Origin of the sequence: Massilia sp. IC2-278, assembly GCF_020708045.1 — a bacterium.
Taxonomy (GTDB): Bacteria; Pseudomonadota; Gammaproteobacteria; order Burkholderiales; family Burkholderiaceae_D; genus Telluria.
In genome coordinates, this window is the sequence record NZ_JAJFES010000012.1 from 95,860 (window position 1) to 116,817 (window position 20,958).

A 20,958-nucleotide genomic window follows, 5' to 3' on the forward strand; every position below is an offset into this window, starting at 1 on the left:
CTCATGAATCCCATCAAAGTTGGCCTCCTCGGCATCGGCACCGTCGGTGCCGGCACCTTCAACGTCCTGCAACGCAACGGCGAAGACATCCGCCGCCGCGCCGGCCGCGGCATCGAAATCACCATGGTTGCCGCGCGCAACGTCGAGCGCGCTGCGCAATTGACCAACGGACAGGTCGAGATCGTCGACGATCCCTTCCTGGTGGTCGACAACCCGGACATCGACATCGTCGTGGAACTGATCGGCGGCTACGAATTGCCACGCGAACTGGTGCTGCGCGCCATCGCCAACGGCAAGCACGTGGTTACCGCCAACAAGGCCTTGCTGGCCCTGTACGGCAACGAGATCTTTGCCGCCGCCCAGGAAAAGGGCGTGATGGTCGCCTTCGAGGCGGCCGTGGCCGGCGGCGTGCCGATCATCAAGGCGCTGCGTGAAGGCCTGACCGCCAACCGCATCGAATCGGTGGCCGGCATCATCAACGGCACCACCAACTTCATCCTGTCCGAGATGCGCGACAAGGGCCTGGATTTCCCGACCGTCCTGAAGCAGGCCCAGGAACTCGGCTATGCCGAAGCCGACCCGACCTTCGACATCGAGGGCGTGGACGCGGCGCACAAGCTGACCATCATGTCGGCGATCGCCTTCGGTATCCCGGTGCAGTTCGACAAGGCCCACGTGGAAGGCATCAGCCAGCTGCAGGCCGACGATATCCGTTACGCCGAGGAACTGGGCTACCGCATCAAGCTGCTGGGTATCACCCGCCGCGTGCACGCCGAAGGCGTCGAGGGCATCGAGCTGCGCGTGCACCCGACCCTGATCCCGGCCACGCGCCTGATCGCGAACGTCGAAGGCGCCATGAACGCGGTGCTGGTGCAGGGCGACGCCGTCGGCGCCAGCCTGTACTACGGCAAGGGCGCAGGCTCGGAGCCGACCGCCTCGGCGGTGATTGCCGACCTGGTAGATGTGACGCGCCTGGCCACGGTCGACCCGTACTGCCGCGTGCCGCACCTGGCCTTCCAGCCGAACCAGATGACCGATGTCGCCATCCTGCCGATGTCGGAAATCACGACCAGCTATTACCTGCGCGTGTACGTAAACGACCAGCTCGGCGTGATGGCCGACCTGACCCGCATCCTGGCCGACGCCGGCATCTCGATCGACGCCGTGCTGCAAAAGGAAACCCGCGGCGACGCGCGCACCGACATCATCATGATCACGCACCAGACGCGCGAAAAGAACGTCGACGCCGCCATTGCACGCATCGAGGCGCTCGGTTCGGTGGTCGGCAAGGTGATCCGGATCAGGCTGGAGACGCTGAGCTGATCCGGGCGGCTGAGTTGCCCGCCGTTGCGTCCTAGCAGGGCGGGCGGCCGCTGTCTGTCAGGCTCAGCTCGGCCAGGAATTCGTTATCGAACTCGTCGACACTGGTAGTGATAGAGGGGGACGAGGCGCCGTCGTCGTCGAGCGAGGCGGTGGTGAGGTCGAGCAGGTCTTGCTCGATATCGTCGAGCAGCGCATCGGGTGCGCGCTGCCGGAGGCTGGGGAGCTTGGGAGAATTCATCCGAGCATTCTACTCACGCTGCACTGCACAACAAGGTGGACGGGGAGGGCATTTGCGCTGTCTCAAACGCGTTTTGGCGCCGTCAACCGAACTTCTTTTCAGTGTTGCGCCATCTCCTGCGCTGGATACATGGATTGGCGGCGTTGCGCTTGCTCGACCTCAATGACCTCGTTTGACCCCGTGGCGGCGGTATCGCGCGCTGCTACCGGAAGTATTACTATCGGCGGCTGAATTGCTACACGGGAAATAGTTGTATTCAAGCCTGGCGAGGTATTGTAAATTACACACCGCCATCCGCACCGACGCCTACGAGACCGAAGCATGAGCCAATCGAGCCAGTTTTCCCTGTTGTCCCAACGCCGTTTTTCGCCGTTCTTCTGGACCCAGTTCCTGGGCGCCTTCAACGACAATCTGTTCAAGACGGCGCTGATGGTGGCGCTCACCTATGACGCCCTGTCCTGGACCACGCTCGAACCCGGCCTGCTGAACAACCTGATTCCCGGCCTATTCATCCTCCCGTATGTCGTGTTTTCCGCCACCGCCGGCCAGATTGCCGACAAGGTCGAGAAGGGCAGGCTGTCGCGTTTCGTCAAGCTGCTCGAAGTCGGCATCATGCTGGTGGCCGGCATCGGCTGGATGACCCACACCCTGTGGTTGCTGATCGCCGCCGTGGTCGGCATGGGCGTGCATTCGACCCTGTTCGGGCCGGTAAAGTATGCCTACCTGCCGCAGCACCTGAAGCCGGAAGAACTGGTTGGCGGCAATGGCGTGATCGAAATGGGCACCTTTGTCGGTATCCTGCTGGGCCAGGTGCTGGGCGCACTGCTCGTCGTGCACAAGCCTTGGGGCATCGAACTGGTGGCCGGCGCCAGCTTCGCCGTGGCGCTGCTCGGCCTGGCGACCAGCTGGCGCATCCCGGCCTCGCCGGCGCCGGCGCCGGAACTGCAGGTGAGCAAGAATTTCATTGCCGAGTCGATCCGCAACCTGCGCTTCTCGGCCCAGAACCGCACCGTGTTCCTGTCCATGCTCGGCAATTCCTGGTTCTGGTTCTACGGCGCCTTGGTGCTGTCGCAATTCCCGCTGTATGCCAAGGATTACCTGCATGGCGACAACAGCGTATTCGTGCTGCTGCTGACGGTGTTTTCGCTGGGCGTCGGCGCCGGCTCGCTGCTGTGCGAAAAATTGTCTGGCCATAAGGTGGAGATCGGCCTGGTGCCGTTCGGTGCGATCGGCCTGTCGGTATTCGGCATCGATTTGTACTTTGCCAGCCTGGCGTACACGAATACCGCGACGGTCGGCGCGGCGGCCCTGCTGGCGCTGCCGGGCACGCTGCGCATCCTGGCTGACGTGGTGCTGATCGGCGTCTTCGGCGGCCTGTTCATCGTGCCGCTGTTCGCGCTGATCCAGACCCGCTGCGACCCGAAGCACGTGTCGCGCACGATCGCCGGCATGAACATCCTGAACGCCCTGTTCATGGTGGCAGCGGCAGGCGTGGCGATCCTGCTGCTGGGGCAGGGTTTTACGATTCCGCAGATGTTCCTGGTCACCGCGCTGCTGAACGCGCTGGTGGCGCTGTACATCTTCTCGCTGGTGCCGGAATTCCTGATGCGTTTCCTGGCCTGGCTGCTGATCCACACTATCCACCGCGTCAAAACCGTGGACGTCGACCGGATTCCGGACGACGGCCCGGCCGTGCTGGTATGCAACCACGTCAGCTACGTCGACGCGCTGGTGATCGGCGCCGCCAGCCCGCGCCCGATCCGTTTCGTGATGGACCACCGCATCTTCAAGACGCCTTTCCTCGGCTGGATCTTCCGCACCGCCAAGGCGATCCCAATTGCGCCGGCCAAGGAAGATCCTTTCCTGATGGAGCGCGCCTTCATCGACATCGCCGAAGCCCTGCACCAGGGCGACCTGGTCTGCATCTTCCCCGAAGGGAAACTGACACGGACCGGGGACATGAGTGAATTCCGTGGTGGGATTTCGAAGATCGTCGAGCGCAGCAAGGTGCCGGTGATTCCGATGGCACTGCGCGGGCTGTGGGGCAGCGTGTTCACGCGCGATCCGGCGAATGTATTCGAGCGTTCACTGACGCGCGGGCTGCGCTCGAAACTGGCGCTGGCGGTGGGCGCGCCTGTGCCGCCGCAGGAGGCGACGCCGGAGTACCTGTACGAACAGGTGAGCGCGCTGCGCGGAGACTGGAAGTGAGTTTGGAACATGACTCGACTGTGACAAAAACCTAAGACATTTTCCTGTCTCTGGTATAATTGTTGACTAGTCGGGGCGTAGCGCAGCCTGGTAGCGTACGTGCATGGGGTGCACGGGGTCGGAGGTTCGAATCCTCTCGCCCCGACCAAAAGAATCAGGGAAAAAGGCCAATCTTCGGATTGGCCTTTTTCTTTTCTGGTCCGGTTAGCCCTACATTTACTTTATAGTTTTTACCTCTGTGTTTTACCTTTGCAAGGTAGCGCCGTAGCGTACGGCATTCGATTCTTGTTGTCGAAGTAATACCATCGTACACTGGGCCATTCTAATGTCCGCAATCGGCCAGAAGCGGTCGTTGGAGCAAGTAAGTTCTTGATGAGGCTACTAGGAAAACAGCAGAAGAATGGATCGTAAAACAGCACAAGCGCTTATGGCTGCCTACAAACGCATAGGTGAGGTCATGAACGAAGCGGATGGCATCATTCGAACGCTGCCGGAAAACGAGCGGTCGAAGCATTTACGCGGCCTTGGTGACATGATGGGTGACCTCTGGTTCAAGCTTCAGCTTCCGGTTGTTAGCGAACACCGGGATATCGATCCGGATGGTGATCGTTTGCAGAAGAAACTTACTCAAGAGCAATGAAGTATGGCTGCTTTGGATCGCTTACAGAGGTTCGTGACAGTTCGATAGATTTCTACTTGGCAAAATGCTATGCTCTCCTGACCTTTTTAAATCGGCCAGAAGCGGTTATCCAACACGACGAAGCCAAATCGATGAGTGCACGTGAAATAGATGAGGTCGAAATCTGCGTTGACGGCTGGATCATCCAAGATGGAAACTATGGCGACTTTCGCGTCGGTGAGAAGGTCAGATGTGCGCTCGAATTCTATGGTGACCTGAACGCAACTGCACAATGCGCACCGGCCATGACGCATCTTCGGCAGAACCACTACCGAGTGCGCGCACAGGTTGTTTATCTCGCACCCGATGCATGGGCAGTCGACTTTGGTCTAGCAGTGTTTCAGGAGTATCAACCTCCGGAATTCGCTCACATCGGCTCATGGGTAGAAGGCAAAATTGGACTCGCGCTTGATCCTTTCATGTACAAGGATCGCCTCGTGCACGAGATCGGCATGCCGGACCTATTCAACACATGGGAAATCACGGGCATAGCCCGCGACGATACACCTTGGGTCACTGCATCTTGCGGAAAGATGTTGTCCCGTGACCCGGAGCATCCGCGCTGGACTAAGGTGGAGCAAACTGACGCTTGGGATGACGACAACGGGCGAAGTTCCTACCTTCTCCGTCTCCGGGTATCACGACCATAAACTTGTAGGCCAAAGGCTTTGCCTCCTTGCCAAGCAAGGTCCGCTTTGGGTCGGTAGCGGACGCTACAATAGGTCTGTTGCTGGCCAAAAGCGGACATTAACAATCCGATAGTTGGCACCTGTTGCTCTGACGACAGGAATAGGTTTTACGAGGTGCATTAGTGATAAGTGACTTCCCAACTGGTCTGGGCAGACAAAAATTTTTTGTACACTCGCTTGATACCATATTAATACCCCGATTGTGAGGAGCCTATGAGCGATAACAGTGCAAACATTTTGACCGGTCTATATTTGTATGGAGAGAGTCAGCGTAAGGCGCAAGAAGCAGATGTTAAGTATAGTGAGGTTCAAGGGCTTAACAACAGTTTGCAAGGTTCGCTAGATGATGCAGCTAGTCTGAATAACGAGCTTGAGGACGAGATTGGGACATTGGTGCGTCAGAAGAAGCACCTTCTTGAAGAATTCGCTAAAGAACGAGCGTATCGCAATGAACTTGTCGATCTACACGATGCGCTGTTAGATAAAAATGAAGCCCTAGCAAAGGAAGTCGAAGAGTTAAAGAGGCTTTTCCGGAAACCAATGCCCGAAATTGCTGAGATTAATGCGGATTTCCAGGCTACTTACGAAGCACACATGGAACAGTTCTGCGGATGGATTGTTTCACAAAAAGCATTTAAAGAGTTGGCTATTCAGCTAGGAGCAAAAAACGGCTTAAGCGCTGGTGAAGTCATTCAGCTGGGTCATATCAAAAGAATTGATGTGCTGGAGAATAAGAACGAAGCGAGCCACAATTCGAATGCGGTAGATTCACCCGCAGTATCAAATCGAATTTCGAAGTTAAAACAATCTGTGAATAAATGACTCTGCAAGTAAGCATTATTTTTTTGAACGACCGGTCATAACATAGATTATGGGATTTCTAGAAGTATGATCAGTTGGAAGGTCCGCTTCGGGTCGTAAGCAGTCGTTCAGGTCTTTGTGTCGACTTGGAGTCAGGCTGCGCCACGCCGGGTAGTCACCTTTATCGCCCGTTCGCTATCCATGGGTATTTATGCAAAAAACCTGGTCGGCGTCACGCCGAAATGGCGCTTGAACATGGCCGCAAAGGCGCTCGGGCTGGCATAGCCGCAATCAAGCGCCACGTCAATAATCTTGTCGCCGTTCGCGATCCGCTGCAGCGCATGCAGCAGGCGCGCCTGTTCACGCCAAGTGGCGAAAGTCATGCCGGTTTCTTTCACGAACATGCGGTGCAGCGTGCGCTCGGCAACGCCGATCGATGCCGCCCATTCGGCTGCGCTATTGTCCGCCGCCGGGTTGTCGCTCAGTGCGCGGCACAGCTTTCTCAGCCGTCCTTCGTCCGGCATCGGCAGGTGCAGCGGCAGCACCGGCGACATGCGGATCTCGTCGAGCAGCAAATCGATCAGGCGGGCGTCGCGGCCTTGCGGCTCCTCGCTCGGCGAAATGTGCACGGCTTCGACCAGCAATTCGCGCAGCAGCGGCGAGACGTTCATCACGCAGCTTGCCAGCGGCAGCGTCGGCACTTTCGCCACGTCGATGTAGGCTGTGCGGATCAGGACGTCGCCGGACATGGTGACGTTGTGGCGCAGGCGCGGCAGCATCCAGAGTGCGCGGTTCGGCGTGACGACCCAGGAGCCGGCATCGGTGTTCACCAGCATCACGCCTTCGGTCGCATACAGCAGTTGCCCGGTTGGATGGGTATGCCAGCCGGTCGAGGTGCCCGCCGGCCAGCGGTTTTCCATGACCACGAGCGGACGCGGCAAGTGGTCGAAGTGCGGATGTTTTTCGGACGGGTGCAAGGGTTTGTTCGAACTGGCCATGGCAGGAATTCTACAGGCGGTGGCAGCTTAGCGGGAGACGGTCACCGCCGGCTGACCTATGCTTCAGGATTGCGCTACCTTCCCCTGGATCAGCCGGGCAGGGCGCCGTTCACACTTCGATCTTTCATGACTGCCAAACCTTCCCAACTCGGTACGCCGGATGCTGCGCCGACGTCCCTGACTGCCGAGAAGCCGCATGGCTTCCTGCTGCCCATCGTCGGCGGCGCGGCCGTGGCCCACCTGCTCAACGACATGATACAGGCCATGCTGCCGGCGATCTTCCCTATGCTCAAAAGTAGTTTCGCCCTGGACTTCGGCCAGATCGGCATCCTGGCCCTGGTCTACCAGATCACGGCTTCGCTGCTGCAGCCCTGGGTCGGCATCTACACCGACAAGCATCCGCAACCCTGGCTCCTGCCTTCGGGTATGGTGATGACGGCGGTTGGCATTGCCTTGCTCGCCACGGCGAACAGCTACCACATGCTGCTGGTGGCGGCGGCCGTGATCGGCATCGGTTCCGCCACCTTCCACCCGGAAGCATCGCGCATCGCGCGTCTTGGCTCGGGCGGCAAGTTCGGCACCGCGCAGTCGACCTTCCAGGTTGGCGGCAACTCCGGCAGCGCGATCGGCCCGCTGCTGACGGCGGCGATCATCATTCCCCACGGCCAGGGTGCAGTGGCCTGGTTCCTGGTGGTGGCGATCGTCGCCATCCTGGTGCTGACGCGCCTGAGCAACTGGGGCCGTCATCATGGCGCGGCCAAGGCGAAAAGCCTGTCGCAGGGCCAGGGCGTGGGCCTGGACCGTGCCGGCGTGATCCGCGCGGTGGCCGTCATCTGCATCCTGATGTTCGCCAAGTTCGTCTACATCGCCTCGTTCACGAATTACTTCACCTTCTACCTGATCGAGCGCTTCCATCTGAGCGTGCAGCACAGCCAGATGTTCCTGTTCATGTTCCTGGCGGCCGTAGCTGCCGGCACCTTTGCCGGCGGACCGGTGGGCGACCGCATCGGCCGCAAGGCGGTGATCTGGATTTCCTTCCTGGGCGTGGCGCCGTTCGCGCTGGCGCTGCCTTACGCCAATTTGTTCTGGACGGCGGTGCTGGCGATTGCCATCGGCCTGGTGATGTCGTCAGCCTTTGCCGCGCTGGTGGTGTATGCGCAGGAAGCGGTGCCGGGACGCGTGGGCATGGTATCGGGCCTGATGTTCGGGCTGATGTTCGGTATCGGCGGCATCGGCGCGGCCGGGCTGGGCGAGCTGGCCGACAAGCACGGCATCGTTTGGGTGTACGGCGTGATTTCCTTCCTGCCGCTGCTGGGCCTGGCGACGGCCTTCCTGCCGAATGCGCGCAAGGCACATCGAAGCTGAGCGGCGGGCGTGATGCGGACTGGGTGGAAACGGTGAATATTTAGCCGCTTCAATAAAGTTCCCTTAACTCATCGGTTTTCTGCGCGGGTATCGACATCGCGCAATATTGCTCACTGTCCGTACCTTGCTCGCAACGCTTGAGCTCGTTAGATTGGGCGTTCCGCCAAACAGCCGCGTTCGCGGTGCTGGCGGCGCACCCAACAACGAGGAGCAAACATGCGTTCACTGTACTTGTCCGACCCCGTTCTTCCATCGCCGCGCCTGTTCACCCGGATGCGCACCCTGCTGGCCGCCGGCACGCTGGCGCTGGCCAGCCTGGCATTGCCGCTGGGCGCGCAAGCCGACCAGGGCTTGTGGGACCCGAGCCAGCAATGGGTCGGCACCTGGGGCACGGCGCCGGCCGGGCCGCCGCTGCCGGCGCAAACGCAAACCTTCACCGACCAGACCCTGCGCCTGATCGTGCACACCAGCATCGGCGGCAAGCAAGTGCGCATCCGTGTGTCGAACGAACTCGGCAGCACGCCCCTGCGCATCGGCGCCGCCCACATCGCACTGCGCCAGGCCGGCGCCGACATCGTGGCCGGCAGCGACCGTGCGCTGACCTTCAGCGGATCGACCACGATCACGGTGCCGGCCGGGGCGCCAGTGCTGTCCGACCCGGTCGACCTCGACGTGCCGGCCCTGGGCGACCTTGCAGTCAGCCTCTACCTGCCGGGCGACGTCCAGGCCACCACCATCCACGGCTCGGCCTTCCAGACGAATTACGTTTCGCTGCCGGGCAATTTCACTGCCGCGGCCACGTTGCCGACCCAGCGCACCATCACCTCCTGGCCCTTCCTGACCGAAGTCGACGTCAGCGCACCGGGCGCCGGCGCGATTGTCGCCCTGGGCGACTCGATCACCGATGGCGCGGTGACCACCGTCGACGCCAACCGCCGCTGGCCGGACCTGCTGGCGCTGCGGCTGCAAACCACGCGCGATGCCGCGACCGGCGGCGCCAGCGCCAGCACAACTACCGGCGCAGGCACGAATAGTGGTGCCGGCACCGGCGCCGGCACGCGCATGAATGCCAGCGCCAATGCCAACGCAGGCAAGGGCGCCGTCCAGGCCGCGCCGGGCGCCGTGGCGCCGGCGCTGCACGCGCTGAACAGCCCCCTGGGCGTGGTGAACCGAGGCATTGGCGGCGACCGCCTGCTGCGCGATCCCGGCGAGCAGCCGCTGTTCGGCCGCGCCGCCCTGGTGCGCTTCGACCGCGACGTGCTGGCCACCAGCGGCGTGCGCCATTTGATCGTCCTGATCGGCATCAACGACATCGGTCATCCAGGCACCGGCACGATTCCGGTCACGGAAACCGTGACGGCGCAGGACCTGATCGCCGGCTACCGCCAGCTGATCGCCCGTGCTCATGCCAAGGGCATCCCGGTCTATGGCGCGACGCTGACGCCCTTCGAGGGCACGGTCTTCCCCGGCTATCACTCGCTCGAGAAAGAAGCCGTGCGCCAGGCCGTGAACAACTGGATCCGCAGCGGCGACGAGTTCGACGCCGTGATCGACTTCGACCGCGCTGTCCGTGACCCGGCCAACCCCACGCGCATGCTGCCGGCCTACGACAGCGGCGACCACCTGCACCCGAACGACCTGGGCATGCAGGCGATGGCGAATGCGATTCCGCTCGAGTTGTTCCGTTCGAGCGGGGCGGCTTTGGCGCCGGCCGGGCAGAAGCTGCGCAAATAGTCGGCCCGGGATACGCGGTCGGGATGTGCAGCCCGCATACGGCCTGAATATGCGCAGATACGCGCACTTACGCGCTGCAGCAGGTGGCGTGACCAGGCGTTGGCGGTGCGCCGGACAAAGGGTCCGAGGATCATGAAACCATGCGCATCTCCTTTCGCCGATATGGCTCGGTCTGCTTGAGCAGGCTGCAGATCGCGTCGACCACCTGCTCCGGCGCCGGTTTTTCCAGGCAGTCGTGGTGGCCTTGCGGGCAGATGCTGCGTTCGCAGTTGCGGCAGTCGGCATCGCGGTTCAGTACGCGGCTCGGCACGCGCCAGGGCGTGTGCCGGGGATTGGTCAGCGCGTACAGGTCGACTACCGGGGCGCCGACCGCCGCGGCAAGGTGGGCGGGGCCGGTGTTGTTGCTCACCACCAGCGAGGCCTGAGACAGCAGCGCGCCGAGTTCGCCGATATGCAACTGACCGGCGAATGAGTGGACCGGTGCGCCGCCTGACTCCCTGGCGGGCGCCACGATCTGCGCGATCTGCGCAGCCTCGTGCGCCGCACCGGTAAAGACCAGCGGACATCGAACGCGTTTGCCCAGTTCCCGCACCAGGGTCTGCCAGTGATGCGGCGGATAGCGGCGCGACGGGGCGCTGGCGCCGGGATGCAGCACCAGCCAGCGTCCATCCGGATCGATGCCGGCTTGCCGCAACCTGCCGCGCACCGCATCGATGTCGGCGGGCGCGGGGGTGAACGCCAGGCGCTCGTCCGCAATCTCGGCGCCGACATGGCGCACTAGGTCGAGCTGGCGCTGCACTTCGTGGCGCACCATCGCGCCCGGTTCCGGGTCGGCGATCCAGTCGCTGAGCAACTGGTACGGCTTTTCGCGGCAATAGGCCAGGCGCAAGGGGATGCCGGCGAGCTGGCACAGCAAGGCGGCCGGCAGCGCGCTCTGGCTATAGGAGGTAAAGATCACGGCGGCATCGAAGCCGTGCCCGGCCAGCGTGGCGATCCAGTCGCGGCGCTGCTCGGGCCGCAGATCGGCGCTACTTTTCATCCACGGCGCCTCATAGGCGATGGCGGCGTCGACATCGTCGAGGTAGGGCGCCAGCGCCGCGCCGGCGGGCGAGGTGAGCAGGGTCAGGCGGCGCTCGGGGTGCTGGGCACGCAGCGCGCGCATCGCGGGCGTGCACATCAGCACGTCGCCGAGCGCGTCGAGGCGCACGCACAGCACGTGCCGGGCCTGGTTCCAGAGGTGTGTCATTCGTTGTCGTGTCCGGCGATGAGCACAGCGGCCGAGTACAGGTCGGGTGCCATGCGGGTGGGGATGCGGCGCGGTCCGAGACGCCATTCGCTTTCGTTGCCGTTGTCGAGCAGGATGGTGCGGCAGCCGGCGCGGTTGCCCGCTTCGACGTCGTGCAGGATGTCGCCAATCATCCATGACGAGCGCAAGTCGACGCCGTGCTCCATCGCGGCTTTCAACAGCAAGCCGGGCAGGGGTTTGCGGCAATGGCATTCGATGGCATACGGCGCCACCGTGCCGCCGGGGTGGTGCGGGCAATAGTAAAAGCCGTCGAGCATCAGGTTTTCGCGGAACAGCAGGTCGGCGATGCAGTCGCCAACCGCATGCATGGCTTCTTCCGGAAAACGGCCTTCGGCAATGCCGGATTGGTTGCTGACCACGAACAGGCGGTAGTCGAGTTTCACCAGCAGGCGCAATGCCGGGCCGGCGCCGGCGGCCAGGCGGATGCGGCGCGGTTCCACGTTGTACGGCAGCTTGTCGATCAGCGTGCCGTCCTTGTTGAGAAAGATCGCTTTCATGTCAGGGCCGGGTGGTGTCGTTCATCGTCAACAGCGCCGCTTCCTGCGTCTTTTCCTGCATCACTGCCATGTCTGCTCCTGATCATTGGGTATGTCGCGAATGTGGGTGGACCGGGGGCACGCAGCCTCCCGCTAGCTGCCGGTGACCTGGCGCAGGGCGGCGTCCCAGTCGGCGCTGAAGCGCTCGATCGAGAAGCGTTCCTGGGCGCGGCGGCGGCCGGCCTGGCCGATGTCGCGCGCCAGCGAAGGACTGCGCAGCAGCTCGCGCATGCAGTCGGCCAGGCGCGCGAAGCGAGTGTCGGAATAGCCGTTGGCGCCGTCCTCGATGACGGTGGCCATCTCGGCGGTGGCAAAGGCCACCACGGGGATGCCGCTCATCATGGCCTCGATCACTGCCAGGCCCAGGCTGGCGTAGCGGATCGGGCTGAACAGGAAGCGGTAATGCGATGCAAACGCCGGCAATTGCGCATGCGGGATGTCGCCGATGCCGCCCAGCTCTTCGGCAGCCATGCCGGCGAGGTCGAGCGGCAGTTCGGCGCGCGCGCGCAGGAACAAATCGGCCCCCATGCGCCGCCCGCGCCGGCTTAGATGGTTGCTGATGACCAGGCCGCGCTCGAGCTCGCCCCGGTAGCGCACGTTGTCGGGCACCAGCACGCCGTGCTCGATGACGGTGGTGGGCGTGCGGCCGTTGTTCCACATGAGCTCGTTGAAGGGCGTGACGTGCACCAGCAGCACGTTCGGGTCGTCGACCGGGTGCGGGGTATCGGTGGGGTGGGCGCGCGGCGGATCGTGTTCGAGGTAGATGCGCGGCAGCGCGCGCTGGGCGGGCGTGAGGAAGGCGTACTGGTCCTTTTCCCATTGGTGGTCGTCCTGGAACAGGATGCAGTCGAATTCCTGGGCGCGCACCTGCGCCACCGGCAGGTCGTGCACGTTGTCGCCCCAGGGCATGTGGCCGCAACGGCCGCCGTAGCCGGGCGGGCGGCCCGGCTTGGAGAGGACGTAGAAGTCGTGTGGCGCCTGCGACAGGTAGTACAGATAGCTGCCGTGGGTATGCCAGGTCAGGACCTTGAGTCGGCGCATAGACACCTCAGGTGAAGCGGACGCGGTAACGGACGGCTCCGGCCAGGCGCCAGAACACCGCCAGCGGAGGAATGAGGGCCGAGGTAACGATCATCTCGGCGATATGGGATGCGGTTTTCGCGGTCCCGCGCAGGCGCTGCAGGCACAGGCGCGCGGTGAGCCCCAGCCAGGCCAGGCCGGCCGCGCCGAACACGGCCGCGCTGCCCGCCCACCAGCCGGCCAGGGCCAGCAGCAGGGCCGCCACAGCGAGGTAATGGTCCCAGCGCGGCGCCGGTTCCACCTTGGCGCGGTACAGGCCGGGATGCTTCTTGTAGAGCAGGGCGTCGAACACCGCGCGCCGCGTGTGCAGCAGGCTCACGCCCCAGGGGGCCGGGCGCAGCGGATGCACCACCAGCGCCTGCGGCGCCCGCACGATGCGCGCCTCGATGCCGAGCAGGCGGAAGTGCAGGTCGGAATCCTCGCGGCAGGGTTCGGTGAAGCGCTCGTCGAAGCCGTCCAGGCGTTCGAGGATGCTCTTGCGGCAGAAGCAGTTGGCGGCCACGAACTCGGCGGTTTCGAGCTGGCGCGCGGTGCGCTGGTAATCGGTGGGCGTGGCCGGCAGCGGCATTTCCACGCGCCCGCAGAGGACGTCGACGTGCTCGCCGAAGGCGGCCAGGCCCTGGGCCAGCCAGGTGGGCGAGGGCACGGTGTCGTCGTCGGTAAAGGCGATGATGGAGGCCTGGGCCGCGCGCCAGCCGAGGTTGCGCGCCGCTGCCGGGCCGTGCTGGCCGGAATTGGCGACATACACCAGGCGCGGGCCGCGGTCGAGCGTGCGGGCGCGCCAGCCGGCCACCAGGTGCAGGGTGTTGTGGTTGGGCTCGTCGTCGACGATGATGATCTCGAAGGCGCCGCCCGGCAGGGTCTGGCGGGTGAGGGCGTCGAGGCAGCGGTCGAGCAGGTCCATGCGGCCGCAGGTGGGCACGACCACCGATACGCTGAAGGCCAGCCCGAGCGGCGGCCCGAGGCCGGTGCCGACAGTCTCCCTGTTCGCTTCTTGCATGCTCGCCTCCCTGTGTTGGCGCCCGCGGTCCATGACGACGATGAGGTCGGCGTTGACGATGGTGGACGGGCGGTGCGCAATAATCAGGGTGGTTCGATTCCCCAACAAACGGTCGAGTTCCTGCGTGATGGTGTGTTCTGAATCTGAATCAAGTGCCGACGTCGCCAGGAACACCCAACACTGTTGTGTCAATCCGCCATTCGGGTGTGCTTCCATGCTTGAAACCGTCTTAAATCATTTCACAAAATTTCCTTGATGGAGAAAGATTAGTCCTACATCGGGCGCGTGGATTTGCTGGCTCAGCATTGATTCCGAATGCATGAAACCTTACTGCCGATAGTCCACGCACATCGCAAGAGTTTAAAAAAAACCGGCCACCTTGCGGTAGCCGGTCAAGGTCCCCGGCCGAAGCCAGGGCTTATGGGAGCTGGTGAATACGGGCGATTACTTGCGCGAGAACCCGGTGTCGTCGTCCATCTTGCGGTCGCCTGCCAGGCGGTTGGCGCCGGCCGGGCTCTTCGGGTAGCCACCGGCGGCATCGTTCGACTGGTGCACCGGATTCGGTTCGTCCTTCATGCTGGCGCCGGGCTGCCATTCCTGGTTTTCGGTACGCGGCCCTGCGTTGCCCGGGCTGCGCGGCAGGCCGCCGGCGACGTCGTTCGACTGGTGCACGTCGGCGCCCTGTTCGCGGCCCTGTTCGCCGGTCTGCGAGCCGGCGCGGTCGGTGCTGTCCTGCCTTTCCCGAGCAGGCGAGCGCGGCAAGGCTTCTTCACGCTGGCTGTTGCCTTGCTGGGCCGATGCCATTTGCGCCGATTGGGCTTGCTGCCCCGACTGCATCGACTGGCTGCCGTACACCGGCTGGGCGGCGCCATGGTGGTGGCCGAGCGAGCCGCCCTGCAGTTCGGGCTGGCGCGCATCCTGTGGATTCATGCGCTCGGTCGCCTGGGTATTCCCGGCATGCTGGCCCTCGCGGTGCAGGAGGTCGGTGCCGCTGTCGCCGGAACGGCCGCCGACCGGCTGCTCGATCTGGCCATAGGCCTGGGAACGCTGTTCCATCTGGCGCTGGTGGCTGTCGGTGATGCTTTGCGTCGGGCCGCTGCCGCCGCTCTGCTGGGTCTGCATCGAGCCGCCCGGCAGGTCCCAGCGGCTGCTTTCCTCGGTCCAGGGGCCGTGGCCCATGCCGCTTTGCTGGGTACCCATCTGGTCGATGCCCTGGCGGCCCTGCTGCTGCGAGGCGCCTTGCGGATAGGTGTGGTCAAGCGGGGCGTCGGGAGCGGTCTTGCCCTTGGCATTCGCGTTCCACTTTTCGTTGCCGCCGTTATTGGTCTGGTTGTTCATTTCGCTGCGTTGATTCGCGTCCATGACGTTTCCTTTCACAAGACTGGTTGCTGGCGCGGCCGCCCGGCCGTTCGCCGCTGGCGCCGCCTGATTCTGCCATGATGCGCGCGCTGTCCGATGTCCAGTATAGGAAGACGTTGCGGTAGTGTGTAGGACTACAACTGATGGGCATTTTTGCCTATTGACACTACCTTTCGTAAGTGCATTTTCTCTTGCGTGTCGTCCTACAAAGTCATCTGAAAACGTCCTATACCCTCATCCAATCGCCCTGCCTAAGATGGTTTCAACCGAACACTCATCGGCGTTGGCGGATGGGACTGGGCGGTAGCCTGCCGCAGGACGCGGCGGTTTCCACAAGTGAACAGGGAGAACACGATCATGGCTTCGAGCAATCAAGGTAACAAACAGGGCGGCAACCAGTCCAACAGCCAGAGCAGCGGCACCCGCAACCGCGGCTTCGCTTCGATGGATCCGGCACGCCAACGCGAAATCGCCAGCCAGGGAGGCAAGGCAGCGCACCAGAAAGGCACCGCACACGAATTCACTTCGGAAGAAGCACGCCGTGCAGGCAGCATGAGCCACGGCAACCGCCAGTCCGCCAGCGCCGGTTCGGCCAGCGGCTCGCGTACGTCGTCGAAGAGCCGCAGCACGAAGTAAGCGCGCGGCAGCGATGAGGCTACGCATCTCCAGCCGCCGATCGGGCGGTTGGCAAACACATGGGTGATGGAGGGGAACGGGGAGCTGCGTGCTCCCCGTTTTCTTTCCTGGATAGTTTCTGAATACACACAATTCGACGATGGGATCAGGTAGAATCGCTGCGCCTTTTTCCAAGCAAATCAACCCAACCTGAGGAACCTCGTCGTGAAAGAAGCGGTCATTCGTCAAGTCAAGAGCATGTCCATGTCCTGCGATCGCGTGGGCAATTCGCTGCTCGCGAAATTTTCCGCCCACGGCGCCAGCGACGTTGCCCTGCATATTCCCGCCAGTATCGTGTTCTGGCTGAACAAGCACCTGCCGGTGAACCAGGACCCGACCCTGCAGCCGCCGCCGGCGCCGCCGCAAATCACCCAGTTCGACTGGGAAAACCCGAACAACCCGCGCGTCATCAGCCTGAATTGCCGCGAACTGCCGGGCAAGCTGCGCATGCAGTTCAACCTCGACCGCAAGCCCGACCTGGTGCTGGTGCTCGACCGCGGCAACGTCGAACTGATGCGCCAGATCCTGATCATGTACAGCCGCGAGCTGATCGACCTCGACGCATAAGCAGGCCGACCGCGCGTTTCTGCTGCCGCCACTGCTGCTGCTCGGCAGGAGAGGGCATGGCGCTGCCGAATCCAGTATCATGCTCCACTTTGTGAACGGGCCAAAAAGGGATCAGCCATGCCTATTAAAATCAGCCAGCATTTCGACTCCGGCGCCATCGAGGTGGTGTCAGCCGAGAACGCGAAACAGATCGATTTGAACCTGCGCCGCGACAACAACGCGGACATCCATCAGTGGTTCCACTTCCGCCTGCAAGGCGCGCGCGGCCAGGCCTGCACGATCCGTTTCCTGAATGCCGGGCAGGCTACCTACCCGAAGGGCTTCGAGGATTACCAGGTGGCGGCCAGCTACGACACCGAGAACTGGTTCCGCGTGCCCACCAGCTTCGACGGCCAGGTCATGACCGTCAACCACACCCCTGAACTCGACAGCGTCTACTACGCCTACTTCGAGCCCTACACTTGGGAACGCCATCTGCGCCTGCTGGGCGAAGTCGCCGAGAACCCGATCGCGCGCGTGCTCGACATCGGCACTACGGTCGACGGCCGCGACATGAACCTGGTCGTGATCGGCAACCCGAACGCCGAGAAAAAGATCTGGGTCATCGCCCGCCAGCACCCGGGCGAAACCATGGCCGAGTGGTACGTGGAGGGCATGATGGATGCGCTGCTCGACGACGCCAACCCGGTCGCGCGCAAGCTGCTGCAGCGCGCCGTGTTCTACATCGTGCCGAACATGAACCCGGACGGCTCGGTGCGCGGCAATTTGCGCACGAACGCCGCCGGCGCCAACCTGAACCGCGAGTGGATGACCCCGACGCCGGAACGCAGCCCGGAAGTGCTGTGCGTGAAGAACAAAATCCACGAGACCGGCGTCGACATGTTCTTCGACATCCATGGCGACGAGGCACTGCCGTACAACTTCGTGGCCGGCAACGAGATGCTGTCCGACTTCGGACCGGAGCGCCAGGCGCGCCAGGACGCCTTCGTGCAGCGCTACATGGCCGCCAGCCCGGACTTCCAGAACGTGTACGGCTACGCGGCCAGCAAGTACAACGAGGAACTGCTGACCCTGGCCTCGAAGTACATCGGCCACACCTTCAAGTGCCTGTCGCTGACCCTGGAGATGCCGTTCAAGGACAACGCCGATTTGCCGAACCCGCATACCGGCTGGAACGGTGCACGCAGCGCGGCCCTGGGCGCGGCGATCCTGCAGCCTATCCTGCAGACGCTGGACTAAGCAGATGGGCGTCGAGATCGAGCGCAAGTTCCTGGTCCAAGGCGACGCCTGGCGCACGCTGGGGAAATCGACCCTGCTGCGCCAGGGCTACCTCAGCCTTGACGCCGCGCGCACCGTGCGCGTACGTATCGATGGCGAGCAGGCTTTTATCACCATCAAGGGCAAGAGCGTGGGCGCCAGCCGCGGCGAGTGGGAATACCCGATTCCCGTGCTTGAGGCCGCCGAACTGCTCGACGGCCTGTGCCAGCAGCCGCTGGTCGAGAAAGTCCGCCACCGCATCGCCAGCGGGCCGCATACCTGGGAAGTCGACGAATTCCTGGGAGCGAATGCCGGCCTGGTGGTGGCCGAGATCGAGCTGGGCTCCGAGGACGAAGCCTTCGAGAAGCCCGACTGGATCGGCCGCGAAGTGACCGGCGACGCGCGCTATTTCAACTCCCGACTGATTTCCCATCCTTATTCGCAATGGAAGGACCCGGCATGACCATGTTGACCCGGCGCACTGCGCTCGCCCTTGGACTCGCCTTGTTGCTGCCGGCGCTTGCCGGAGCTGCCGACAAGCCGGCGGACAAGCCTGCCTATTTCCCGCCGGCGGGCGAGTGGGCCCGCAAGACACCAGCCGAACTCGGCATGGACCCGGCGGCGCTGGCCGCGGCGGTCCAGTATGCGCAGACGCACGAAACCGAACGCGCGCTCGACTTTTCCGACCAGGACAAGACTTTCGGCAAGCGCCTCGGTTCGATGCCGACGCGCCGCGCCCACACCAACGGCGTGGTGATCTACAAGGGCTATGTGGTGGCCGAGTTCGGCGACACGCAGTTCGTCGATCCGACTTATTCGGTGGCGAAGAGCATGCTGTCGACGGTGGCCGGCGTGGCCGTGCGCGATGGCCGCATCGGCCCGCTCGACGAGCCGGTGGCCAGGCGCGTAAACGACGGCGGCTACGCCTCGGCGCGCAATGCCCAGGTGACCTGGAAGCAGCACCTGCAACAGGAAACCGAGTGGGAAGGCAGCCTGTGGGGCAAGAATGCCGACTTCGTCGGCAAGGAAGAATTCGGCGCGGGCGAACGCAAGCCGCGTGCCCTGGCGGCGCCGGGCACGCACTACGAGTACAACGACGTGCGCATCAACCGCTTCGCGCTGTCGCTGCTGCGCGTGTTCGACAAGCCGGTGCCGGAAGTGTTCCAGGAACAGGTCATGGCCCCGATCGGCGCCTCGAACACCTGGAAGTGGGTGCCTTACACCAACAGCTACGTCGAGCTGAACGGCAAGCTGGCGCCCTCGGTGAGCGGCGGCACGCGCTGGGGCGGCGGCATGTGGATCAATTCCTGGGACATGGCGCGCTTCGGCTACCTGTGGCTGCGCGGCGGGCAGTGGAATGGCCGCGCCGTGCTGCCGGCGGCCTACGTGAAAGAAGCCCTGGCGCCGAGCGCCAACGGCCCCGACTACGGCTACCTGTGGTGGCTGAACACGAAAGGCAAGAATCTGCCGGGCCTGCCGGCGAATGCCTACGCGGCGCTGGGCGCGGGCAGCAACACGATCGTCGTCTCGCCGGACCACGACCTGGTGGTGGTGTGGCGCTGGCATGCGGGCAACCCGGCCGAGTTCACCAAGCGCGTGATCGCGGCGATTCGCTAAGCCAGAACCGCGCGCAAAAAACATCGCCCGCTACCGCCTTCGAGGCAGTAGCGGGCGAACGCATTTCCGGACCGGCGTTTTAGTGGAAGTGCTCGCTGCCGGCAGGGGTGTCTTCCGGCATTTCGGCATGCACCAGTTCGCCCGACGGATCGGCAAACAGCGGCGCGCCGCAGTCGTCGCAATACTCGACCACGTAGCGTTCGTTGATGCGTTTGACGTGGGTGACGCCGGCTTCGTTCAGGTAGGCGATGATTTCGTTGACCGGGGTCAGCGGAGGTGGCAGGGCGCCGCCGAAACCGCCTTCCATCGGCGTGCCTTCCTCGTCTTCCTGGCCATACAGCGGCCAGACGATGCCGTACACCACTTCCGGGCTCTGGCGCAGCGTGAAGCCGACGCGGTATTCGTCGACCTGGCCATCGGCCGCTTCCTCGCCGAAGCCGGCGATCACGGCACGCAGGTCGGACGGTTCGAGGTCGAGGGTATTCGTCAGGTAGTGAACGGCGGCGCGGATCGACACCGGGCGGATCAGTTTATCGGCTTCGCGGCAGGCCACGTAATACGCCTCCGGCAGCAGCAGCTCGACGCCGCAGCCCGGCAGCAGGCGCGCCACGTTGGCGGTGGCCTGGTCGCGCCAGGCGCTCAATGCATTGTTGCGCTCGGTGGCGAAGTTCAGCTGGTGCTGGGCTTCCTGCCAGCGGAACAGCGGGGCGCCGGCCGGGGCGACGATGGCCACCAGCAGGTAGCGCGTGTCGGCCAGGAAGGGCGCGGTGTCCGGGGCGCGCACGGCCGGCTTGACGCTGCCGCCCTTGTGCGCGGCCGCGGCCAGCTTGTGGGTCAAGCCATAGGTCTCGGCATGGGTGCGCGGCAGCTGGTCGATGGCGTACAGCGTCGGCGCCATGGCCGCGCGCGCGCCCTCGGCCAGCAGGTGGGCCGAGAAGTGCGCCTGGAGCGTGGTCAAAAGTTCCGGCGGGATCGTGCCCGAGCCGATGGAAAAGCGGGTCCAGGCCAGGATGGGCGCGGCCACCAGCAGGGCCTGCCAGGTGACCTCGGCCCCGTCCTGCTGCTCGACCATCGTCGACGATTCGCTGACCGCCTCGACGCCATCCATCAGCACGTCGTAGGCGGCAAGCTCGTCCTTGAACAAGGCGTTGAGTGCGGCGTCGATGCTGTCCTGGTGATTGGTCTTGAGCAGTTTTTGCAGTTGCGTGTCCAGTTGCTTTTCCCAAATCCGTTCTTCGACGCGGCTGGCGGACTGCACGATGGCCTGGGCAATGCTGGAGAGACGCTGGCTTTCTGCGGAGAGTTTGTTGGATGAATCTTTGGAAGGACGACGCATGGCGCTAGGGAGTCTCTTGTTTAAATGGGTGAGGATCGAAAGTCCAAGGGGGTCATGATAAACCCATATCTCCGGTATTGTAGTTGATTCGGCCACATGCCATGAACACAACGGTTCAGCGCCGCCGAGTGTGGAGTGCCAGCGTTCTATCTCAACAGTTGTGGCGAAAAGCGCACGTCCTTCCGCGTTC

The 20,958-nt window shown here is 63.5% G+C and carries 20 protein-coding genes and 1 tRNA gene; 13 read left to right on the plus strand and 8 right to left on the minus strand.

The features are described from left to right. The first annotated feature begins 3 nt into the window (after positions 1-3). Positions 4-1,323, plus strand: a complete 1,320-nt coding sequence (locus LK540_RS19305; protein WP_229438937.1) for a homoserine dehydrogenase — start codon at positions 4-6, stop codon at positions 1,321-1,323. A 31-nt stretch (positions 1,324-1,354) separates the two neighbouring features. Here LK540_RS19305 and LK540_RS19310 read toward each other — a convergent pair whose 3' ends face one another. Then, positions 1,355-1,561, minus strand: a complete 207-nt coding sequence (locus LK540_RS19310; protein ID WP_229438938.1) for a hypothetical protein — start codon at positions 1,559-1,561, stop codon at positions 1,355-1,357. 321 nt (positions 1,562-1,882) lie between these two features. Between LK540_RS19310 and LK540_RS19315 the strand changes: the two genes are divergently transcribed. The 5 genes from LK540_RS19315 to LK540_RS19335 all read left to right on the plus strand — a co-directional run bounded on the left by LK540_RS19315 (position 1,883) and on the right by LK540_RS19335 (position 5,959). Further along, positions 1,883-3,769 (plus strand): MFS transporter, encoded by a 1,887-nt coding sequence (locus LK540_RS19315; protein ID WP_229438939.1) that lies wholly within the window; start codon positions 1,883-1,885, stop codon positions 3,767-3,769. 71 nt (positions 3,770-3,840) lie between these two features. Then, positions 3,841-3,917, plus strand: a tRNA-Pro gene (locus LK540_RS19320). 252 nt (positions 3,918-4,169) lie between these two features. Further along, positions 4,170-4,409: a hypothetical protein gene (locus LK540_RS19325; RefSeq protein WP_229438940.1), complete on the plus strand. Its 240-nt coding sequence runs from the start codon at positions 4,170-4,172 to the stop codon at positions 4,407-4,409. After that, a complete protein-coding gene (locus tag LK540_RS19330; RefSeq protein WP_229438941.1) occupies positions 4,406-5,098 on the plus strand; it encodes a hypothetical protein in 693 nt (230 codons plus the stop codon). Before LK540_RS19325 ends, LK540_RS19330 begins: the two co-directional genes overlap by 4 nt. Before the next feature lie 252 nt (positions 5,099-5,350). Continuing rightward, positions 5,351-5,959, plus strand: a complete 609-nt coding sequence (locus LK540_RS19335; protein ID WP_229438942.1) for a hypothetical protein — start codon at positions 5,351-5,353, stop codon at positions 5,957-5,959. A gap of 188 nt (positions 5,960-6,147) precedes the next feature. Here LK540_RS19335 and LK540_RS19340 read toward each other — a convergent pair whose 3' ends face one another. Further along, positions 6,148-6,936, minus strand: a complete 789-nt coding sequence (locus tag LK540_RS19340; RefSeq protein ID WP_229438943.1) for a helix-turn-helix transcriptional regulator — start codon at positions 6,934-6,936, stop codon at positions 6,148-6,150. A 126-nt stretch (positions 6,937-7,062) separates the two neighbouring features. On the opposite strand from LK540_RS19340, the gene LK540_RS19345 reads away from it, so the two are divergent. Both LK540_RS19345 and LK540_RS19350 read left to right on the plus strand, forming a co-directional pair. Then, positions 7,063-8,301: an MFS transporter gene (locus LK540_RS19345; RefSeq protein ID WP_229438944.1), complete on the plus strand. Its 1,239-nt coding sequence runs from the start codon at positions 7,063-7,065 to the stop codon at positions 8,299-8,301. A gap of 216 nt (positions 8,302-8,517) precedes the next feature. Next, a complete protein-coding gene (locus LK540_RS19350) occupies positions 8,518-10,035 on the plus strand; it encodes an SGNH/GDSL hydrolase family protein (protein ID WP_229438945.1) in 1,518 nt (505 codons plus the stop codon). Positions 10,036-10,165: 130 nt separating this feature from the next. Here LK540_RS19350 and LK540_RS19355 read toward each other — a convergent pair whose 3' ends face one another. The 5 genes from LK540_RS19355 to LK540_RS19375 form a co-directional block, all read right to left on the minus strand. Further along, positions 10,166-11,281 (minus strand): glycosyltransferase family 9 protein, encoded by a 1,116-nt coding sequence (locus LK540_RS19355; protein ID WP_229438946.1) that lies wholly within the window; start codon positions 11,279-11,281, stop codon positions 10,166-10,168. After that, entirely contained in the window at positions 11,278-11,838 is a 561-nt protein-coding gene (locus tag LK540_RS19360) for an HAD-IIIA family hydrolase (protein ID WP_229438947.1), read from the minus strand. Before LK540_RS19360 ends, LK540_RS19355 begins: the two co-directional genes overlap by 4 nt. A 132-nt stretch (positions 11,839-11,970) precedes the next feature. After that, a complete protein-coding gene (locus LK540_RS19365; RefSeq protein WP_229438948.1) occupies positions 11,971-12,924 on the minus strand; it encodes a glycosyltransferase family 4 protein in 954 nt (317 codons plus the stop codon). A 1-nt stretch (position 12,925) separates the two neighbouring features. Further along, positions 12,926-13,957: a glycosyltransferase family 2 protein gene (locus LK540_RS19370; RefSeq protein ID WP_229438981.1), complete on the minus strand. Its 1,032-nt coding sequence runs from the start codon at positions 13,955-13,957 to the stop codon at positions 12,926-12,928. A 444-nt stretch (positions 13,958-14,401) separates the two neighbouring features. Then, complete coding sequence (locus LK540_RS19375; protein ID WP_229438949.1) at positions 14,402-15,319, minus strand: hypothetical protein; 918 nt, start codon at positions 15,317-15,319, stop codon at positions 14,402-14,404. 354 nt (positions 15,320-15,673) lie between these two features. Between LK540_RS19375 and LK540_RS19380 the strand changes: the two genes are divergently transcribed. The 5 genes from LK540_RS19380 (at position 15,674) to LK540_RS19400 (ending at position 19,432) form a co-directional block, all read left to right on the plus strand. Further along, positions 15,674-15,952: a KGG domain-containing protein gene (locus LK540_RS19380; RefSeq protein ID WP_229438950.1), complete on the plus strand. Its 279-nt coding sequence runs from the start codon at positions 15,674-15,676 to the stop codon at positions 15,950-15,952. Between the two features lie 243 nt (positions 15,953-16,195). After that, complete coding sequence (locus LK540_RS19385; protein ID WP_229438951.1) at positions 16,196-16,558, plus strand: hypothetical protein; 363 nt, start codon at positions 16,196-16,198, stop codon at positions 16,556-16,558. 117 nt (positions 16,559-16,675) lie between these two features. Beyond that, positions 16,676-17,797 carry a M14-type cytosolic carboxypeptidase gene (locus tag LK540_RS19390; RefSeq protein ID WP_229438952.1) on the plus strand — a complete coding sequence of 374 codons (1,122 nt, stop codon included), beginning with the start codon at positions 16,676-16,678 and terminating at the stop codon, positions 17,795-17,797. Between the two features lie 4 nt (positions 17,798-17,801). Continuing rightward, the gene (locus LK540_RS19395; RefSeq protein ID WP_229438953.1) at positions 17,802-18,278 is read left to right on the plus strand and encodes a CYTH domain-containing protein; all 477 of its coding nucleotides are present in this window, start codon (positions 17,802-17,804) and stop codon (positions 18,276-18,278) included. Continuing rightward, on the plus strand, positions 18,275-19,432 hold the full coding sequence (locus LK540_RS19400) for a serine hydrolase (protein WP_229438954.1): 1,158 nt from the start codon (positions 18,275-18,277) through the stop codon (positions 19,430-19,432). The genes LK540_RS19395 and LK540_RS19400 overlap by 4 nt, the downstream gene beginning before the upstream one ends. A gap of 79 nt (positions 19,433-19,511) precedes the next feature. On the opposite strand, the gene LK540_RS19405 is transcribed toward LK540_RS19400, so the two are convergent. Next, positions 19,512-20,768 (minus strand): DUF2863 family protein, encoded by a 1,257-nt coding sequence (locus LK540_RS19405; RefSeq protein ID WP_229438955.1) that lies wholly within the window; start codon positions 20,766-20,768, stop codon positions 19,512-19,514. Positions 20,769-20,958 lie beyond the last annotated feature (190 nt).

Bases quoted from the DNA above. Each gene is read 5' to 3' on its own strand.
- LK540_RS19305 (WP_229438937.1), top strand. From the start codon at position 4: ATGAATCCCATCAAAGTTGGCCTCCTCGGCATCGGCACCGTCGGTGCC.
- LK540_RS19310 (WP_229438938.1), bottom strand. From the start codon at position 1,561: ATGAATTCTCCCAAGCTCCCCAGCCTCCGGCAGCGCGCACCCGATGCG.
- LK540_RS19315 (WP_229438939.1), top strand. From the start codon at position 1,883: ATGAGCCAATCGAGCCAGTTTTCCCTGTTGTCCCAACGCCGTTTTTCG.
- LK540_RS19325 (WP_229438940.1), top strand. From the start codon at position 4,170: ATGGATCGTAAAACAGCACAAGCGCTTATGGCTGCCTACAAACGCATA.
- LK540_RS19330 (WP_229438941.1), top strand. From the start codon at position 4,406: ATGAAGTATGGCTGCTTTGGATCGCTTACAGAGGTTCGTGACAGTTCG.
- LK540_RS19335 (WP_229438942.1), top strand. From the start codon at position 5,351: ATGAGCGATAACAGTGCAAACATTTTGACCGGTCTATATTTGTATGGA.
- LK540_RS19340 (WP_229438943.1), bottom strand. From the start codon at position 6,936: ATGGCCAGTTCGAACAAACCCTTGCACCCGTCCGAAAAACATCCGCAC.
- LK540_RS19345 (WP_229438944.1), top strand. From the start codon at position 7,063: ATGACTGCCAAACCTTCCCAACTCGGTACGCCGGATGCTGCGCCGACG.
- LK540_RS19350 (WP_229438945.1), top strand. From the start codon at position 8,518: ATGCGTTCACTGTACTTGTCCGACCCCGTTCTTCCATCGCCGCGCCTG.
- LK540_RS19355 (WP_229438946.1), bottom strand. From the start codon at position 11,281: ATGACACACCTCTGGAACCAGGCCCGGCACGTGCTGTGCGTGCGCCTC.
- LK540_RS19360 (WP_229438947.1), bottom strand. From the start codon at position 11,838: ATGAAAGCGATCTTTCTCAACAAGGACGGCACGCTGATCGACAAGCTG.
- LK540_RS19370 (WP_229438981.1), bottom strand. From the start codon at position 13,957: ATGCAAGAAGCGAACAGGGAGACTGTCGGCACCGGCCTCGGGCCGCCG.
- LK540_RS19375 (WP_229438949.1), bottom strand. From the start codon at position 15,319: ATGGACGCGAATCAACGCAGCGAAATGAACAACCAGACCAATAACGGC.
- LK540_RS19380 (WP_229438950.1), top strand. From the start codon at position 15,674: ATGGCTTCGAGCAATCAAGGTAACAAACAGGGCGGCAACCAGTCCAAC.
- LK540_RS19385 (WP_229438951.1), top strand. From the start codon at position 16,196: ATGTCCTGCGATCGCGTGGGCAATTCGCTGCTCGCGAAATTTTCCGCC.
- LK540_RS19390 (WP_229438952.1), top strand. From the start codon at position 16,676: ATGCCTATTAAAATCAGCCAGCATTTCGACTCCGGCGCCATCGAGGTG.
- LK540_RS19395 (WP_229438953.1), top strand. From the start codon at position 17,802: ATGGGCGTCGAGATCGAGCGCAAGTTCCTGGTCCAAGGCGACGCCTGG.
- LK540_RS19400 (WP_229438954.1), top strand. From the start codon at position 18,275: ATGACCATGTTGACCCGGCGCACTGCGCTCGCCCTTGGACTCGCCTTG.
- LK540_RS19405 (WP_229438955.1), bottom strand. From the start codon at position 20,768: ATGCGTCGTCCTTCCAAAGATTCATCCAACAAACTCTCCGCAGAAAGC.